Origin of the sequence: Agrobacterium vitis, assembly GCF_013426735.1 — a bacterium.
Lineage (GTDB): Bacteria > Pseudomonadota > Alphaproteobacteria > Rhizobiales > Rhizobiaceae > Allorhizobium > Allorhizobium vitis_D.
Window position 1 is genome coordinate 22775 of the sequence record NZ_AP023275.1, and the last position, 17784, is coordinate 40558.

The window sequence follows — 17784 nt, forward strand, 5'->3', positions numbered from 1 at the left end:
ATGTTTTCCGATCCGGCACCACGCTAAACGAGATCACCAAAGTCCTGCTCGGACAAGGCCAAGCATCGAGTGTACGCGTCCTCACGATAACCAAGACACGGAGCAACCATTGAACACCGTCTTCATCGGTGGCTCGCGACACATTTCGCGGCTGCCTGCTCAAGCGAAAGAGCGATTAAACAATATCATTGAGAATGCGCATCACGTAGTTGTCGGCGACGCGAATGGTGCGGACAAAGCAGTCCAAAAGCACTTTTCAGACGCAGCCTATGAAAAGGTGACCGTATCCTGCTCCGGCGACAAACCTCGCAATAATCTCGGTGAATGGCGAACGCAAAATATCACGCCGCCTAAGCACGTGAAGGGCTTCCAGTTTTATGCGGCGAAGGACCGCGAGATGGCCCGAGAGGCCGATTTCGGATTCATGATCTGGGACGGCAAGAGCCCTGGCACGGTCTTGAACGTCCTGCGCCTAATCAAGGCTGGGAAAAAAGCTGTCCTTTTGAACGTTCCTGAGAAGTCACCGGTAACATTTAAAACCGGAGAACAATGGAGCGCGTTTCTAGCCAAATGTAGCGCTGACCTCCGCGAAAATTTACGCGACCGCGCGACTTCTGACGAATGGGAAGTAGAGGAATCAAGCGCGCAAGCCGATCTGCTGGAAACGGTTCGAGACGTTGAGCCGGTGAAGGACTCCACCACCACAGGCCTTCCACCGGTCGGGGATCCAGCTGCCAATGTGAATGCTGCCCTGGCCTCTGGCGACCCCTCCTCATTTATCGACGCGTTGGGCCATCTTGCCCGTGCGAAAAAGGGAGGAATGACGCAGATAGCGAAAGAAACAGGGTTAGCTAGAGAAAGCCTTTACAGGGCGCTCGGAAAAGATGGCAATCCGGAACTGGTGTCAATACTCAAGGTCATTTCCGCGCTGGGCCTCACGCTCGAAGCGAAGATGCAAACCAACCCGTAACCCCGAAAGAAACGTTGCGCGTCGGAGCGGTCGCCTAAATATCCAACACTTCCGGGGGTGACTTGAACGGATTGAGGATTCGAACACCACGCCCCGTAAAATCGGAGACGTTTCGCGTCACCACCACGAGCCCGTGGACGCGTGCGGTCGCGGCCAGTGCAACGTCCCATCGGTCCTTGTTCTTACTTCCGAGAAGGCGCGTCCATTCGGCGACAACCGGCCCGTCGATCGGAATGATGCGATCAGAGAACGATTTTTCGAGCATCTCGATGGCGTCAAGGATTCTCTGGGCACGTTCCGGTTCACGTTTCATCAAGGCTTCGGCTCCCCGACGCTTTTCGAATAGCGTCGCGACACTCAGCCGAAGATCCGTGTCATCGACCGTCGCGATCCATTGATGCACATTCTTGTGCCCGCCGTGCTTGAGTTCACGGAGAACATTTTCATCGAGCAGATAAAGCGTCACGGAATGGCCCTTGGTGCGACTTCACCAGGGTCACCGTCATCATCGAATGCACCAGCATCAGCCAAATCGGCCAAAGTGCTCTTCAGGCTCTTCGTTGGATAGGGACGCCCGCGCTTCGGGTAAGCCTTCGCATACTCGACTGCAGCTTCGACCTGATCCCGCGTAAGGGAAGGAAAATCTTTAAGGACCACATCGACACCCTCGGCGCGCGTCAAAGCGGCAATCAAGTGCGCCGAAATAGTCGTTCCACGAACAACCGCCTCACCCCGATCGCCCTTTCTCTCAATCCTGTCTCTGACGGCCTCAAGTCTCGCCATTCGGACTTTAAGATCGGTATCGATTTGCGCAAGATCCAGTTCAAGCCTACCGAGCTGGAGTTTGTGAGCATCATCGGGCAATTTGCGCAAGGCACCATAGAGCCGGCGCCGCCCTGCTGGCGTCAGGTCCTTGTCGAGTTCATCTGCAAGCCGCAGGAAGCGCAGTTCGGCCGGGCCAAGGAGCCTTTGAACCATGTTCCCCACCTTCTTTTGCCGGGCGTGAATGACACCTGTGTCAACCGCCTTGTTGAGCATCGCTGGGGTTCTGCCCAGGACATACCCTGCTTCGCTCAGCGTGAAATTCTGGATTTGGGACAAGCATGACTCCTTCATCAATCCATCCCAATATAGGGATGAATTAGACACTACGCAAGGCGCCAATCAGTCGTCATCCGCTCGACTAAGAACAATTTCTGCCGACTTATCTTGACGAGCCTCAGAGTGCCTCGTCCGGGAGTTAAGGTCGTATTTGTTGAAGACGGCACGGCAACCGTCACGAGCCCGAAAAGAAGCTTTACAATTTCAGACTCTGGTATCGACAGCATTGCGGAAAGCCCTTCTACGCCACCACCGTTTTGACTCGGCGTAGGTGTTGCGGTCATCGTCAGCGAGGAAAAACTACCAAGCGCAGCCCAGAAGCCTTTGCTCTCGTGCGTCGTCGTGGTTGTCTCACTGCCGTCGGCGATCATCTTGATTGCGGAGCGGGGAATACCCGCTTCGCTCAGTCCTTCGATCGCGCGGTCTGCTTCAGAACGGTCGTGGAAGAAGGCGGTGATCGTATTGGAATGGGATGGCACGGTGTTCTGGTCAATGTAGGCCATGGGGTTTCCTCCTATGCTATTCGTCGATACGCTCGACGGTGGCGGTCTGCTTTCGAACGGTTACCGGGACGGAGACGTCTTCCGAAGTCACGATTTGGCGGATGCGGATTTCTTCTATAAGGACTAGACGCTTCTCAATAACGACGATCTCCTCGAGGACGGGAATGATCGTGGTATCGCCTTCAACCCTGGTTTCGGGGATCGCATCGATCTCAAGATCTATGCGCTCCGGCGTGACCTCGACGCGCGTGCCATACAAAGTGGCCTGCGCTAGCTCGTCTACTTCCGAGCTGGAAGTGGAGACACGGACACGTCCCGTCGCGACGCGTTCCTTGCCGACGCTGACACTCTCTTCGACGATCTGGATTGTGGTTTCGTCTTGGTCTGTCATGGTCACGCCTCGAGGTCGGGAAGCAAACCCGGCGGATTGCGATATGTTCCGTGTCGGCGATTTTTGGTTGCAACACGCGGCAAACGGCGATCCAGTTGAAAGTCCATTTTATGTTGCGGTACGATTTCGCCCGTGGCGGCCCGGGCGGCCCTCATGAATCTCTGTTAGAATGAGTAATATCTGCGGCGAACCAACTGAGAAGTCAGATTCGACGCTTGCATGATTCCCGTCGTCATGGCTCATGCGCATACAACTTCCGCTTCGAAAATTGTGTGAGAAGAGATGCATAGGAAAAGTGCTGCTGTGACCAAGATAGGTGGTCTTGGGCTGGATAAGTCTTTGGCCTTCGGTCTATCCACTGCCTTGGCGTTCTTCGTCATCAGTGCCGCCGTTGCGGTTTACACTACGCAAACGTTGAGGACGAGCAACGAAAGCGTAGTCAAGACCCATCAGGTCATTGTCTCGATCGACCTTCTCCTGTCTGATGTCCAGGATGCCGAGACAGGTCAGCGTGGGTATTTGCTGACCGGCAAAGAGCAGTACCTGCAGCCGTATCAGCGGGCCGTTGCGCAGATACAGGCGCGGCTTGCGCGGGTCGAGAGCTTGATCACAACGGACACCGCGCAAAGCTATCGGTTAGAAGATCTCCGTAACTCCGTTTCCTCAAAGTTAGCCGAGCTCGACGAAACGCTTCGAACCTACCGAACCGCCGGCCCTGCTGCGGCCCTCGCGCTCGTTAATAAGGACCGCGGTAAGTTCGACATGGACGCGATCCGCACACTCGTATCAGAAATCCGCAATGCAGAAACCGACGTGCGTACCCAGCGTGTCGCGGAGATGAACAGGGCCTACGTCGTTGCATTCGCCACGAGCCTGTTGACGGGCTTTCTTGGCATCCTCCTGACGCTGGTCATCGGTGGCCTGATGCGCCGTGCCACCTTGGCACGCAAGAACGAGCAGTGGCAGCAGGAAGCGCAGGTCGGTCTTGGACCGGTTGTAATCGGGGAACAGTCTACGCAAGAGCTTGGACAGAACATATTGCGCTTTCTCACAAGCTACCTGGGTGCCGTTGCAGGCTCGCTTTATGTGAGGGATGGAGCGCGATACGCTCTTACAGCCGTTCATGGTGTTCCTGCAGGTACAGTTATTCCAGAGCGGTTCGAAGAAAGCGATAGTCTGTTCGGTCATGTTCTTCGAGATCACCGTCCTGTCACGGTAGGTGAGCTTCCTGACGGCTATATCAGTTTTGGCTCCAGCCTCGGCCAACAGAAGCCCCGCTACCTGACGCTGGCGCCGGCGATGGTGGACGGCGAGGTCAAGGCGGTATTCGAACTGGGCTTTCTTCACCCGGTCGGCGATCACGTTCTCGCCCTCCTCGAGCGGTCGTCCAACACGATCGCGGCATCCATTCGCTCAGCCGAATTCCGTACACAGCTACGAACACTGCTCCACGAGACGCAGCGGCAGACGGAAGAGCTTCAGGTCCAGGGCGAAGAACTGCGAGTATCCAACGAGGAACTGGAAGAGCAGAGTAGGGCGCTGAAGGAATCTCAGGCCCGTCTGGAACAGCAGCAGGTGGAACTGGAGCAGACGAATTCCCAGCTCGAGGAGCAGGCACAGGAGCTTGAGCGACAGAAGGACGACCTTGAAAAAGCGAACGACGCCGTCAGATTGCAGGCACAAGAAGTGGAGCGTGCCAGCCGCTACAAATCAGATTTTCTGGCCAACATGTCACACGAACTGCGTACCCCGCTGAACTCTTCGCTGATCCTTGCCAAGCTCTTGGCGGACAACGCCGACGAGAATTTGACGGCGGAACAGGTCAAGTTCGCACAGACGATACAGTCTTCGGGGAACGACCTGCTGAACCTCATCAACGATATCCTTGATCTTTCGAAGATCGAGGCCGGCCATGTGGAGGTCAGTCCGGAGCCAGTTGCCATCAACCGGACTGTCGATGGACTTCGGCAGTTGTTCGATCCGCTCGCTGCCCAAAAGGGACTGAACCTCTCGATCGAAGTCGCCCCGGACGTCCCATCGGTCATCGAGACGGATCCACAACGCCTCGAGCAGGTCCTCAAGAACCTTCTGGCAAATGCCGTCAAGTTCACCGCAGAGGGGCAGGTATCGCTCCTTGTCCGCCCTGCCGGTGATGCGCAGATTGCGATCTCCGTGGTCGATACCGGAATTGGAATTGCCGAGGACCAGCAGCGCAACATCTTCGAGGCCTTCCATCAGGCAGACAGCACGATCAGTCGAAAGTTCGGCGGAACGGGCCTCGGGCTTTCGATCTCGCGAGAACTGGTCCGTCTGCTCGGCGGCAGGATGCATCTGCAAAGCCGTCCAGGTACGGGAAGTACGTTCACCGTGATCATCCCGAAGATCTTTTCGGCTAGTGCCGTTCGCGCGCCCGAACCTGCTATCATTACGGGCACCACAGCACCTGCCCTCACCAGTAATCCCATTGCAACAGAACGTTCGCCGCGTTCGCATGGCATCGTCGACGACGATCGTCATCTGAGCGGTGACCCCACACGTAAACTTCTCGTGGTGGAGGACGACCAGTCCTTCGCGATGATCCTGCGTGATCTGGCGCGGGAGCTGAACTTTCAGGTCCTGGTCGCGGGAACGGCGCAAGAGGCACTGGAACTTGCCCGCCAGCACGCGCCAAGCGCGATCGTTCTGGACGTTGGTCTACCGGACCAGTCCGGTCTCTCGGTCCTTGATCGCCTAAAGCGTGACGTTCGTACGCGCCATATCCCGATCCACATCATATCTGCGGAGGATTATTCCGAACGTGCCCTGTCGCTGGGTGCCATCGGTTATGCGATGAAGCCGGTCCAGCGAGATGAACTTCTGGACGTCTTGAAATCGCTGGAGGCAAAAATATCGCAGAACGTGCGCCGCGTGTTGATTGTTGAGGACAACCAGATCCAGCGCGAGGCGGTCTCCAAGCTGATCGGATCGCAAGATGTGGAGACTGTCGGTGCTGGCACCGCGGCGGAATGCCTGGCGCTTCTGAAGGAACAGACCTTCGATTGCATGGTGCTCGATCTCTCGCTGCCGGACGCCTCGGGATTTGCGCTTCTCGAAACGATCAGTCAGGACAGCGCCCATTCTTTCCCTCCGGTGATCGTCTACACCGGGCGGGTCCTTTCCGCAGAGGAAGAGCAGAGCCTGCGGCGCTTTTCCAAATCGATCATTATCAAGGGAGCCAAGTCGCCGGAACGGCTTTTGGACGAAGTGACACTTTTCCTCCACCAAGTCGTTTCCGAGCTTCCTGACGAACAGCAGAGGATGATCCGCAAGGCCAGGAATCGCGACGCCTTGCTCGAGGGACGACGTATTCTGGTCGTGGAGGACGACGTGCGCAATATCTACGCGCTGACCAACATTCTGGAGCCACGTGGCGCCATTATCGAGATCGCCCGTAACGGGGAGGAAGCGTTGCAGAAGCTCGACCGGTCGCTTTCCAGCACCGATGGCCGGATCGATCTGGTTTTGATGGATGTGATGATGCCGGTGATGGACGGGCTGACCGCCACCCGCCACATCCGCAACAATCCGAACTGGAAGAAGCTACCGGTGATCACGCTGACGGCGAAAGCTATGCCCGACGACCAAAAGCGGTGTATCGAGGCCGGCGCCAACGACTATATGGCCAAGCCGCTAGACGTCGAGAAACTCCTGTCGCTTGTCCGTGTCTGGATGCCTCAATGACGGAGACTTACGAGAAGATAGAAGACATCGAGATCAGGCTTTTGCTCGAGGCGCTCTATCATCGCTACCACTATGATTTCCGCAACTACGCGATGTCATCGATCCGCCGAAGGCTGCGTCAGGCGCGCGAGCAATTAGGCTTTGCGACAATTTCCGCGATGCAGGAGCGCGTTCTGCACGATCCCGACATGTTGCCGCGAATGCTGCGCTACCTCACGGTCCAGGTCAGCGAGATGTTTCGGGATCCGAGCTATTTCCGGGCGTTTCGCGAAAAGGTTGCACCTCATCTGCGCACTTATCCATCTTTGAAGATCTGGATCGCAGGATGCAGCACCGGCGAGGAACTGTACTCCTTCGTCATCCTGTTCCGCGAAGAGGGACTGGAAGAGCGAACCCTATTCTACGCGACAGATATCAACCCGGAAGCACTGGCCCAGGCGGAGGCCGGCGTCTACGAGCTGGACCGGCTACGCCTGTTTACTGAGAACCATCAGCAGGCAGGAGGTAAGACATCCCTGTCGGACTACTATCAATCTGGTTACAATCGCTGTGTCTTTGACAAGAGCCTGAAACGCAATGTGGTTTTCTCCGATCATAGTCTCGTCACCGACCAGGTGTTCGGCGAGATGCAATTTGTCTCCTGCCGCAACGTCATGATTTATTTCGATCGTGATCTCCAGGATCGCGCGGTTTCGCTGTTTAGGGACGCGCTGCCGCGCAACGGTTTCCTCGGGCTGGGCTCCAAGGAGACGTTGCGGTTTTCTCGTCATGAGGACGCTTTCCAGGACTTCGTGCGCGAGGAAAAGATCTACAGGAGGACCGGCGCATGACCGACACCTCTCACGGCGCTGTCATTATCGGAGCTTCGGCTGGCGCGCTTGAAGCGCTGTCCGTAATCCTTCCCTCGCTTCCGTCCGGGTATCCATATCCGGTTTTCGTGGTCGTCCACGTGCCACCTCACAAACGCAGCGTACTTGCCGAAATCTTCAATGCGAAGTGCCAGTTGCGAGCGGTGGAGGTCGAGGACAAAGAACCGATCGAACCGGGAGTAATATACTTCGCCCCTCCTAATTACCACATGTTGATCGAAGACAGGGCGACCATCGCGCTGTCGTCTGACGAGGAAGTGATGTTTTCCCGTCCGTCAATCGACGTAGCGTTTGAAAGCGCCGCCGAGGCGTGGGGTGACGGTCTTCTGGCCGTTGTTCTGACGGGTGCTAATAGCGATGGGGCGAAAGGGCTGTCCGCAGTAGCCAAGGCCGGCGGCGGCGTGATCGTCCAGCAACCGCTTGGCGCTTACGCACGCGCGATGCCGGAGGCCGCTATTGCCGCGTGCCCTCAAGCCCGCGTCCTCTCTCTTCAAAATATTTCGTCATATCTTCTAGGTATCGCTTGATGAACACGCCGGTCAAATTCCTGCTCGTCGACGATCTCCCCGAGAACCTTCTCTCTCTTGAGGCGCTCCTCCGGCGTCCTGATCTCGAACTCGTCAAGGCTAGGTCGGGCGACGAGGCGCTCGAGCTATGCCTGCACCATGATTTTGCACTGGCGCTGATCGACGTTCAGATGCCGGGCCTGAATGGTTTCGAGCTTGCCGAACTGATGCGTGGCAACGAGCGGACCAAACGCATACCGATCATCTTCGTTACAGCCGGCGCGCACAGCTCCGAGCGGCGCTTTCAAGGCTATGAGGTCGGCGCCGTCGACTTCATCCAGAAGCCGATCGAAGCCCATATCCTTCGCAGCAAGGCGGATGTTTTTCTGGAAGTCTACCGCCAGCGCCAGACGCTCGCCGAGCAGCGGGATCTACTGCAATCCCAGGCTCAGGCTCTACAGCTTGCCGACAAGCGCAAGGATCAGTTCCTTGCCGTACTTGCTCATGAACTCCGCAACCCGCTCGCCGCTCTGCAAGGCGGCCTTTCGCTCCTGAAGAAAGTTAACTGTGAAGAACAGACCGCAAAGATCGGAAAGCTGATGCAAGAGCAGATCACTCACCTCAGCCATCTGGTGGATGATCTCCTAGATGTATCGCGAATTACGCAGGGCAAAATCGTCCTTCGCAAGGCCTTCTTCGACCTGCGGGACGCAGTCGAATCCGCTGTCGACATGACCCGGCCAGCGATCGATGCGAAGGGCCACAATCTAGTCGTTAAACTTCCCGAGCGGTCATGCGACGCCATGGCAGACAATGTCCGAATTACACAATGCCTTGCTAATCTTTTGAACAACGCAGCCAAGTACACGCCGGATGGCGGTCAGATCTACGTCGAGCTCGTAGAAGACGTCGAGTCTTTCCGCCTAACTGTTTCGGACAATGGTCTTGGACTGACGCAGGAGGCTTCAACGACCATCTTCGCCATGTTCGCTCAGGTCGATGGTCACCGGGAACATTCTCATGGAGGGCTCGGAATCGGGCTTGCACTCGTAAAGCAGCTTGTAGAGCTTCACGAGGGCAGCATCACCGTGCAGAGCGACGGACCTGGCCGTGGGAGTGCATTCGTTCTCAACCTACCGAAGGCTATCGAATTGTGATCATCCGAATTTGCCTTCGGGTGGAGCGTAACAAACCCTATTGATACCCGCTATCGATCGAGATCGAGTTGTCGCTCCAACGGACGCGGCCGCTACCAGTCACCAGGTGTTTCTTTAGCTCCGCCGTAAGATTGTCAGCCTATTTATCGCTATCTCTCGACGTAAGACCGCCCTTCAAGGCGTCGACCATGTCGTATCGCGTTTCGGTCCAGTCGCTGGCCTTCGCGCAGTATGTCAATCGGCTTAGTAACGGGGGTCTGACGCTATCTCGATGACATCACGTTGCTCCGACGATACGTGCCTCAAGCAAATTGAGTTTCCCGCGCCCGTACATCTGGCGCTTGATGAGTTTTGCTTGTTGATTTGGCCCTCTGTCTGGCCGTTCAACCAAATTGAAGTGATTGCATTCTGAACCGCTGCTCTGTCGCGGATAACGCCGTTGGCAAATGACGCGACCAAGCTTGTTGCGGCGCGGTCGATCCACGTGTCCAGATCATCTTTAGACTAGCGCCGCAGCATTTCGTGGAAGCTCTCCACGACATCTCTGGCCTCGACAAGGTCTGGTAGTCGCTCCTCGATCGCAGCGACCGTCATCGTCTGAGCCTTGGTCAAATTGTTGCGTTCAAGGGTCATCAGGCGGACGACGGTGCGTGCTGCGGGCGCGTGGCCGAGCCCGTTTTCGGCTTTTTCGGCTCGCCTTCGTCGTGTTGCCCATTCTGTAACAACGCGGAGACCTCCACCGAAACCAACCAGCCGAAGCTGCCGCCACAGTTCAGCGCCGTTTCGCAATCCGGCGTCCCATTGCGCTTCCAGCCAAGGCAACTGCGGTTCGAGAGAGGTTTGCCGCACCCGAAAGATGTCGGTCCGCTGACCACGGACGACACTGCGGACCAGCTTTCGGCTGTGCCCGGTTCTGCGCGCGATCTCCTTGATGGACACGCCTTCGGCGACGAGTCCACGAATAACAGAGTAACGTTGAACTAAAGTAGGCATCATTTTATTTTGCTTCTGTTGTAACAGCGGGAGTTTGATTGATGGTCGGCAGGCAAGCGGGCTTTGTCGCTCTGAGCGACGAGGATAGAAATTTTCTTGAGTCTCAGGTGCGTCGGCACAAGGCGCCGCGCTCGCTGTCGGATCGATGCCGGATAGTTTTGCTGTGCGCGCAGGGCTTGCAGAGCAAAGATGTTGCCGAACGCCTTGGCGTCCACGAGCACACGGTTGGCAAGTGGCGCCGCAGGTTCGTGCAGGGTGGCATTGACGGGCTGACCGACGAATATCGCGCAGGTCGGCCACGAACCGTCTCTGACGCCCAGGTAGCTGAGGTCGTCGAACGGACATTGAACACCACCCCGAAGGATGCCACGCACTGGTCTATCCGTTCGATGGCAGCCGACCGCGGGCTGTCGCACACCACCATCCGTCGGATATGGACCGCGTTTGGTTTGCAGCCGCATCGTTCGGAGACATTCAAGCTGTCTTCCGATCCCCTGTTCGTTGATAAGGTGCAAGACATAGTCGGCCTTTACATGTCGCCACCTGATCGGGCAGTCGTGCTATGCGTGGATGAGAAATCGCAAATCCAGGCACTGGATCGCGAGCAGCCGGTTCTGCCCATGGCGCCGGGCATCGCCGAGCGGCGCACCCATACCTATGTCCGCAACGGCACGACATCCCTGTTCGCCGCGCTCGACGTTGCGACTGGCGCGGTAATCGGCCAGTGCTACAAACGTCACAGGGCGACCGAATTTCTCGACTTCTTGAAGCGGATTGACGCCGAGATGCCCAAGGGGCCGGACGTGCATTTGGTGATGGACAACTATGCGACCCACAAGACGCCGAGGATCAAGGCCTGGCTCGCACGCCGCCCGCATTGGCATGTTCACTTCACGCCAACGTCAGCCTCCTGGATCAATCAAGTCGAGCGGTGGTTTGCAGAGCTGACGCGCAAGCAATTGCAACGCGGTGTCCATCGTTCCACCGCCGAACTGGAAGCCGACATCGACGCGTTTATCGCAACGCACAACGAGAATCCCAAGCCATACAGATGGGTGAAATCCGCCGGCCAAATCCTCGCCTCCGTCAAGCGATTCTGCCAAAAAACAATGAGCCGAACTTCAGATTCGGGTGACTAGCAAAGGAGTGGCGTCTTTAAACGAACTGCTTTCGCAGTAAAAAGTCGGCCAGGGACAGCGTTCCAGACGTAGTCCCTCCGTTGACGCCGTTTTAAACACGAGCCGCCCACCGCATCGCCAGCACGGGCGCTTGGCCGCACGAAAACCACTGCCTTCAGTGGTAGATCAGCGGCACCTGTGGCTTAGTCTTGGAAGAGTTCCGATCAAAAGACTGAATTTCTTCGAGGCATGACGGCGTATCAAAAATGCGGAGATGCCTGAGCATCCCCGCTTCTGGAAGTCAAATCCGGATCGTCGGAGCGATCAGAACTCTTCCCAGCTGTCCGTCGATGGCGCTGCTGCAACACGGCTTTGCCCGCCGCCAAATGCCTTTGCGATCTTGCTGACCATGCCGCGTGCCGGCGAGTCTGCCGGCACCGAGCGTGCTGAAGCCGACGCCCACGGGCGACCGGAAACTGCCGTAACCGGGGCTGCCCGGCGCGGCGCGGGGTCCTGCCGCGAAACCGCGTGTTCATGGCCGAGCTGGAACTGGCTGATCAGTTCGCGCAGGCGGCCGGCTTCGTTGGCAAGCGTAGCGCCGGCCGCATTGGCTTCTTCCACCATCGCGGCATTCTGCTGCGTCACCTGGTCCATCTGGTTGACGGCCGTGTTGACCTCCGCCAGGCCGACCGACTGCTCGCGCGAGGATGTGGCGATCGCATCCATGTGCTGGTTGATGGTGACGATATAGGTCTCGATCTTGCGCAGCGCGTCGCCGGTTTCGCTAACCAGCTTGACTCCGGTCCCGACTTCCACCGATGACTTGCCGATCAGGTCCTTGATCTCCTTGGCGGCTTTGGCGGAACGCTGGGCAAGTTCGCGCACCTCTTGGGCGACGACAGCAAAACCCTTGCCTGCTTCGCCGGCCCGGGCTGCCTCGACGCCGGCGTTCAGCGCCAGAAGATTGGTCTGAAAGGCGATGTCGTCGATAACGCCGATGATGTTCGAGATCTGGCCCGACGACTGCTCAATGCGGCCCATCGCGTCGACGGCATTGGCAACGACAGCACCAGAATGGCGGGCGCTTTCGTTGGCCTGGATGGCGACGGTACGGGCATCTTCGGTTCGCTTGGAGGAGCTCGCGACATTGACAGTGATCTGGTCGAGGGCGGCGGCTGTCTCCTCCAGTGAGGCGGCCTGCTGTTCTGTCCGCTTGGCCAGATCGTCGGCACTCTGACTGACTTCACGCGAGCCGCTGTCGATCGAGCTGGTGGCCTGCGCAAACGAAATGAGCGTGCCGCGCAACTGGCTGACGGCGGCATTGAAGTCGGCGCGCAGCGGTTCGAAGTCGGCCACGAATGCACGGTCGAGCTGGTATGTCAGGTCGCCCTCGGACAGATGCTTCAGGCCGGTAGCAAGGCCGCTGGTCGCTTCCGCCATGGCCTGCGAACGGCTGCGCTCTTGTTCGGCGCTGCGCTGACGCTGTTCTTCGCTGAGGCTGCGGTTTTCTTCCGCCTGCCGCTCCAGCTCGCGCGCCTTTAAGCTGTTTTCCTTGAACACGTCGACCGCGCGGGCCATTGCGCCAATTTCGTCGGGGCGACGACCGCCTTCGACACTGGCCGACAGATCGCCCGTGGCGAGCCGTGTCATCGTCCCGGTCAGCCGGGAAATCGCTCCACCCAGCGCACGGGCGAAGAATAGGAAGCCGAACAGCGAGAGCAGCGACACCAGAACGGAAGCGCCAATCGAGTTCAGCGTCGACTGACGACCATCGGCAAGAATCGTCGTTGCATCGGTGGCAAGTTCAATGACGCCGAGCTTGGCGCCGCCAAAATTGTTGAAGGGAATAGCGTTGATGATCATGTCGCGGCCGTCGAGTGTAACGCCCGCCGTCACCGGCTTGCCATCGAGGGCCGCCCTGATCTGCTCTTCCGCAAGAATGCTCTTGTCCCCCTGCGTCGAAGCCTGGGTTTGCACCTTGCCTTCTACCAGCACGTCCACGGCAATTTCCGCGCCGAGGCGGTCGGCAATTGGGCCGAAGAAGGCGTTGCTGAGTTCTGTGCCCACGTCGATCGCACCGATGACCTTGCCGTCCCGGATCACGGGCGCTGTAGCGCTGGTATTGATGGCCGTGCGACCTTGTTCGATGCCAGCGGAGAGTTTACCGGTGTTTATCGCCGAAGCCACCGTCTGCCGTCTGCCGATAATCATGTCGCCGAATTTCGCAGGCGAATGCGACCGGGCCACGACCGTTCCGGTCACGTCAAGGAAAGTGAAGGTTTGCAAAGCGCCTTCCTTGGCAACCGCCGCCATGCCGGGCTGGTATTTGGTCAGCAGACCCTCGCGGTCGCCGTTTGCGATCATTTGTACCGTACCGGGATCATTGGCGACGGAGGAGGCAAGCGCTGCTGCCGATCTCGAAATGGCGGCCATTTCGGCCCGGATGACGGCGAGGTCGCTTGCGGTTTTGCTTTTTACCGCAGTGTCGTTCATCGTCGATTGCGCGTGCCAGGCAAGGCCGCCGATTGCAGCACTGGCAAACATAACCGCGGCAAACCCGTAACCAGTAATCTGAATCCATAATGGCCGCCTAACTGTGTGATCGCTCATTACTTTCTCCAAAGCATAAATAAGTCGTTTGGCCGGAACTATATTTTACATTCATCAATTTTGAATAAATGGGCTGATTTTGCTGACGGTTTGGCGATTCACGTTTACCGACCGCATGGAGGCGCAGCGCTCGCGCGGATCCCGAGCTGCTGGCGGTTCTAGTCGGTCCGGCTCCTTCGTCTCGCAAGCGGCGAATTTTCGGCTGCATCGAACTTTGGCTTGTGCCCTTTTAGACACCCCTGCCCTTCGCGGCAGCGTCCCCCTCCATCTATCGCTCCGACCTATGATCCAACGCTATGGCGTCGACAACCCCAATACGGGGCGCGGAGCCATCAAGAGTTTGCTGCCACAAGGGCCGCACAACTTTCGGGATATTCTGGCAACGCATATCCTCAAGCAGACCGGGTCACGGGAGCACGCCAGCTACGCCTTCTAGGACACACCGGACGCCGTCAGCAGGAGAAGGCGGCACTTGCGGCAAAAATCCTGGATCAGGTTTGGGAAGCTACATAGCCCGTCAGATAAAGAGCTGATCCACATTGTCCATGTAGATGCGGAAACGATCTCCGCAGCAGCCGTCTTTGCCTTGAGCGGGTTGAACCTCGGACCCGCTCTTATCTATGAAGCTCAAAAACCTTAAGTGACTGATAGTAATATAAGTGCGGGTAGGCAACAGTATGGTTGAGCGTCAAGGGACTTTTCTGTGCTGAACGCAACTTCACACAGAATATGAATGTCTTGGCGGAATGTCGTAAATGGGGCCGGGAGCGGACAGTCAGCCGTAGGGACTTCCCACGCAGAAAGCAGCCCATAGCGCCCCTGTTCAGAAGTCACTGCCGAGGCGGCTGGAGGATCACCGCTGCCGGAAGTCGCTGAAGGAAATTTGTATGACGGGTCAGCAGACAGATACCTGGACCGTTGCAGCGTCCGTTCAACTCACAATAGGCGGTTCAACCTCGTCACCGACGTAGGTGTTTTCCCAAGAAAGCTTAGTTATAAATCGCGGTAGGGACGCCCATTACTGAGCGCCCCCCGCACAGATCCGTACGTGGGGAATTCCCGCATACGGCTCCTACCTCAGGTGTTTAACGGCGAAGCGATCGCTGGGCCGAGGATGACGGATGAGCGGTTTTGGGAGCCAGTCGTCAGCCAGCTTCTTCATCCGCACCCATGTCAGCTTATCCTTTTGGCTGCGTCGTCGGAGCGACCGCCTCCACAGATCAGTGACATAGTGCCGGAATACTGCCAGCGCCGCGCCATTGTCCGGCACGGCGTGATAGTTGAAGAAACCGGTGACGACCTGCCGCAGCCACTTCCCTTGTTCAGGAATAGGCTGGTGCAGTCGCCGTCTCAACTCCTCTTTTATCTCCTTCAATCTTGCCTGCATGCGGTCCCGTCTGGTTCGTCGCTTGACGACGAATTTACCTCGACGGGATTTGCTGCAGATGAAGGTGAAGCCGAGGAAGTTGAAGGTTGCCGGTTTGCCGAGCCCGACCTTACCCCGCTGGGCCGCTGCGAAGCGGCCAAACTCGATGAGACGGGTCTTTTCCGGATGCAACGACAGCGCAAACTCTTGCAGTCGCTTTCGCATCTCATCCTGGAAGCGGCGGGCATCGTTCTCATACTGGAATCCGACCACAATGTCGTCGGCGTACCGTATGATGATCATGTCGCCCTTAGCCTTCTGCCGTCTCCAGCGGGCAGCCCACAGGTCGAACACGTAGTGCAGGTAGATGTTGGCCAGGAGCGGCGATGCCACCGAGCCCTGTCCAGTCCCCTTCTCACTAACCGTTACCACCCCATCTTCCAGAATTCCCGCCTTCAGCCATTTCTGGATCAGGCGGATGATGCGCTGGTCGCCAATCCGATGGTTCAAGAAGCGGATCAGCCAATCTTGGTCGACCGCATCGAAGAACGCTTGGATATCGGCGTCCAGTATGTAGTTCACCTTCCGGTCGTTCAGCCCAACCATGAGAGCGTCCAGCGCATCGTGCTGGCCGCGCTCAGGGCGGAACCCATACGAGAAGCCAAGGAAGTCTTCCTCGTAAATCCCGTTGAGCACCGCAATTGTTGCCCTTTGGACGATCTTGTCCTCAATGGCAGCAATCGCAAGCGGGCGTAGTCGCCCATCTGCCTTGGGTATGAACCGCCGCCGAGACGGCTGAGCCCGGTACGTGCCCCTATGGACCCGTTCGTGCAGTGCCTTGATGTTGGTATCAAGGTCTGCCTCGTAGTCCTGCCACGTCACTCCATCCGCACCCGCTGCCGCGCCGCGCCTTAAGGCGCAGAAGGACATCCGAAGCAATTCTGGAGTGATGTGGTGATACAGGGCGGTGAACCGCTCCGTCTTCCTTTGCCTTGCGGCATTCCGTACGCGTTCGAGCGCCTGTGACACACTTTCCCGGTCCTGAGCCCGGCGTGTGCTTTGCTCGTCAGCGTTCCCCTTGGTCCCGGCCCTTGGCTCCCCCGGCTCCGCTACCGGTTCTCCGGTATTGTTCGTCGGGTTCACAGCTACTATGGCCGAGTCTGACTTCTCATGTCCGTTCATCATCGGCTACGGCTCCTCGCCTTCCCGATGCGGACCGCACGTGACATCAGCCACGTTCGGTCGGGCATGAGATCTCCCGGTTCCCGTACAAGGAGCGTCTGCACATGCCAGGGTCTGCGACCACGCCGGGTCGTCCGAGCACTTGCGATAGCGTGCTCGTGCGTATTGCCTTCCGTCTTGCGAACAACGTCGGCACCCGGAACCATAAGTATTTCGCGGCTCAATGGCTGGCCTATGCACTCCCCTACCGACGCTTCGCCGACACCCTCACGGACGCCAACGCACGGCTCGGGGCCGGTGTGGGTCGCTAATCCTTCACCGAAATGGACTTTCACCATATACTCCTTGCCGGTCTCCCGGCGCACTCGCAAAACTTTCGCGCAAAAATTGTTTTTCATTAGCAAATATCGTGCTAAACAGGCTCATGACCTCTCCTCGCGCGCTCAAAATTGATTTTGCGGAACCGGACTTGACACCCGTCTCACGACGGGCGCACCATTCCCATGGATTTTCAGTCGAGTATGTGGAGCTGGGCAGCGCGGAACCGTACGAATTTAGAAGCCGTGGTGATAGCCATTATCTGGCACTGCACGACATCGCCCTTACGGACGGCGAGCTTCGCGTAGACAGCCTGCCGAGGCTTCATGTGCGGGATTTACGTGACACGATCACGTTCGTGCCCAAGGGCTGCGGCATTGAAGGCTGGAGTAAGCCTAAACCACGGGTTAACAGTTTTGTGGCGATGTATTTCGATCCTGAGGTGATCCACCAAGATCTCGGGAGCCGATATGCCAGACGCGATCTACCGCCGTTCGCCTATTCGCGCGATCCGCAACTGCGCGCGACGCTCAAAAAACTCGCAGCGCTCGTAAGGGCGCCTCAAGTCGATGAACTTCATGCCGAGAGCGTGTGCCTGGTGGCGTCGCTCGAAGTCTTTGGCGTCATGGCCGATAGGCAGGGGCGCCTGTCCGACCGACAGATCGCCTCGGTGACGGATTTTGTGGAGGGGCATCTTCACGAAACCATAGGATTGGCTGAGCTGGCCGCCGTCGCCGGGCTTAGCCGTTTTCATTTCTCTCGTGCCTTCAAGGCGACAACCGGGGAAAATCCCCATGCGTTCGTCCAAAGGCGGCGCATCTCGCGAGCTGTCAAACTACTGGAACAGGTTGAACTCCCTATCGACGCGATTGCGGGGGCAGTCGGGTACAAGGGCACACCACAGTTTCGAAGGGCGTTTCATGAGGTAATGGGTACCTCTCCGCTGAAATATCGTCTGCGACGTTAAAATAGATGGCGGG

14 protein-coding genes and 1 pseudogene are annotated in these 17784 nt (G+C 57.7%); 8 read left to right on the forward strand and 7 right to left on the reverse strand.

Annotation, left to right across the window (positions count from 1 at the left end; all coding sequences use genetic code 11):
- Positions 1-109 precede the first annotated feature (109 nt).
- Complete coding sequence (locus H1Y61_RS24145; protein ID WP_180575594.1) at positions 110-970, forward strand: addiction module antidote protein; 861 nt, start codon at positions 110-112, stop codon at positions 968-970.
- A gap of 34 nt (positions 971-1004) precedes the next feature.
- On the opposite strand, the gene H1Y61_RS24150 is transcribed toward H1Y61_RS24145, so the two are convergent.
- Genes H1Y61_RS24150 through H1Y61_RS24165 form a run of 4 tightly spaced genes read right to left on the reverse strand, consistent with a single transcriptional unit; the run spans position 1005 to position 2965 of the window.
- Positions 1005-1436: a type II toxin-antitoxin system VapC family toxin gene (locus H1Y61_RS24150; protein ID WP_174113321.1), complete on the reverse strand. Its 432-nt coding sequence runs from the start codon at positions 1434-1436 to the stop codon at positions 1005-1007.
- The gene (locus H1Y61_RS24155) at positions 1433-2071 is read right to left on the reverse strand and encodes a DUF433 domain-containing protein (protein WP_234618167.1); all 639 of its coding nucleotides are present in this window, start codon (positions 2069-2071) and stop codon (positions 1433-1435) included. The genes H1Y61_RS24150 and H1Y61_RS24155 overlap by 4 nt, the downstream gene beginning before the upstream one ends.
- A gap of 47 nt (positions 2072-2118) precedes the next feature.
- Positions 2119-2574 (reverse strand): hypothetical protein, encoded by a 456-nt coding sequence (locus H1Y61_RS24160; protein ID WP_174113320.1) that lies wholly within the window; start codon positions 2572-2574, stop codon positions 2119-2121.
- 16 nt (positions 2575-2590) lie between these two features.
- Complete coding sequence (locus H1Y61_RS24165; protein ID WP_180217057.1) at positions 2591-2965, reverse strand: YsnF/AvaK domain-containing protein; 375 nt, start codon at positions 2963-2965, stop codon at positions 2591-2593.
- Positions 2966-3247: 282 nt separating this feature from the next.
- On the opposite strand from H1Y61_RS24165, the gene H1Y61_RS24170 reads away from it, so the two are divergent.
- Genes H1Y61_RS24170 through H1Y61_RS24185 form a run of 4 tightly spaced genes read left to right on the forward strand, consistent with a single transcriptional unit; the run spans position 3248 to position 9217 of the window.
- Positions 3248-6685 (forward strand): response regulator, encoded by a 3438-nt coding sequence (locus H1Y61_RS24170; protein WP_156556124.1) that lies wholly within the window; start codon positions 3248-3250, stop codon positions 6683-6685.
- Positions 6682-7515: a CheR family methyltransferase gene (locus H1Y61_RS24175; protein WP_156556123.1), complete on the forward strand. Its 834-nt coding sequence runs from the start codon at positions 6682-6684 to the stop codon at positions 7513-7515. Before H1Y61_RS24170 ends, H1Y61_RS24175 begins: the two co-directional genes overlap by 4 nt.
- The gene (locus H1Y61_RS24180; RefSeq protein ID WP_012650522.1) at positions 7512-8081 is read left to right on the forward strand and encodes a chemotaxis protein CheB; all 570 of its coding nucleotides are present in this window, start codon (positions 7512-7514) and stop codon (positions 8079-8081) included. Before H1Y61_RS24175 ends, H1Y61_RS24180 begins: the two co-directional genes overlap by 4 nt.
- Complete coding sequence (locus H1Y61_RS24185; RefSeq protein ID WP_156556121.1) at positions 8081-9217, forward strand: hybrid sensor histidine kinase/response regulator; 1137 nt, start codon at positions 8081-8083, stop codon at positions 9215-9217. The genes H1Y61_RS24180 and H1Y61_RS24185 overlap by 1 nt, the downstream gene beginning before the upstream one ends.
- Positions 9218-9721: 504 nt before the next feature.
- Here H1Y61_RS24185 and H1Y61_RS24190 read toward each other — a convergent pair.
- A complete protein-coding gene (locus tag H1Y61_RS24190) occupies positions 9722-10213 on the reverse strand; it encodes a transposase (protein WP_174113318.1) in 492 nt (163 codons plus the stop codon).
- Between the two features lie 38 nt (positions 10214-10251).
- Here H1Y61_RS24190 and H1Y61_RS24195 point away from each other — a divergent pair, with 38 nt between their 5' ends.
- Positions 10252-11349 (forward strand): IS630 family transposase, encoded by a 1098-nt coding sequence (locus tag H1Y61_RS24195; RefSeq protein WP_156556118.1) that lies wholly within the window; start codon positions 10252-10254, stop codon positions 11347-11349.
- A 303-nt stretch (positions 11350-11652) separates the two neighbouring features.
- Here H1Y61_RS24195 and H1Y61_RS24200 read toward each other — a convergent pair whose 3' ends face one another.
- Positions 11653-13938, reverse strand: a complete 2286-nt coding sequence (locus H1Y61_RS24200; RefSeq protein ID WP_156556116.1) for a methyl-accepting chemotaxis protein — start codon at positions 13936-13938, stop codon at positions 11653-11655.
- Positions 13939-14215: 277 nt separating this feature from the next.
- On the opposite strand from H1Y61_RS24200, the pseudogene H1Y61_RS26805 reads away from it, so the two are divergent.
- Positions 14216-14451 (forward strand): annotated as a pseudogene (locus tag H1Y61_RS26805) (hypothetical protein); the annotation flags it as partial.
- 559 nt (positions 14452-15010) lie between these two features.
- On the opposite strand, the gene ltrA reads toward H1Y61_RS26805, so the two are convergent.
- Positions 15011-16489, reverse strand: a complete 1479-nt coding sequence (gene ltrA, locus H1Y61_RS24205; RefSeq protein ID WP_174113317.1) for a group II intron reverse transcriptase/maturase — start codon at positions 16487-16489, stop codon at positions 15011-15013.
- Between the two features lie 421 nt (positions 16490-16910).
- On the opposite strand from ltrA, the gene H1Y61_RS24210 reads away from it, so the two are divergent.
- Entirely contained in the window at positions 16911-17771 is an 861-nt protein-coding gene (locus tag H1Y61_RS24210) for an AraC family transcriptional regulator (protein ID WP_156556114.1), read from the forward strand.
- Positions 17772-17784 lie beyond the last annotated feature (13 nt).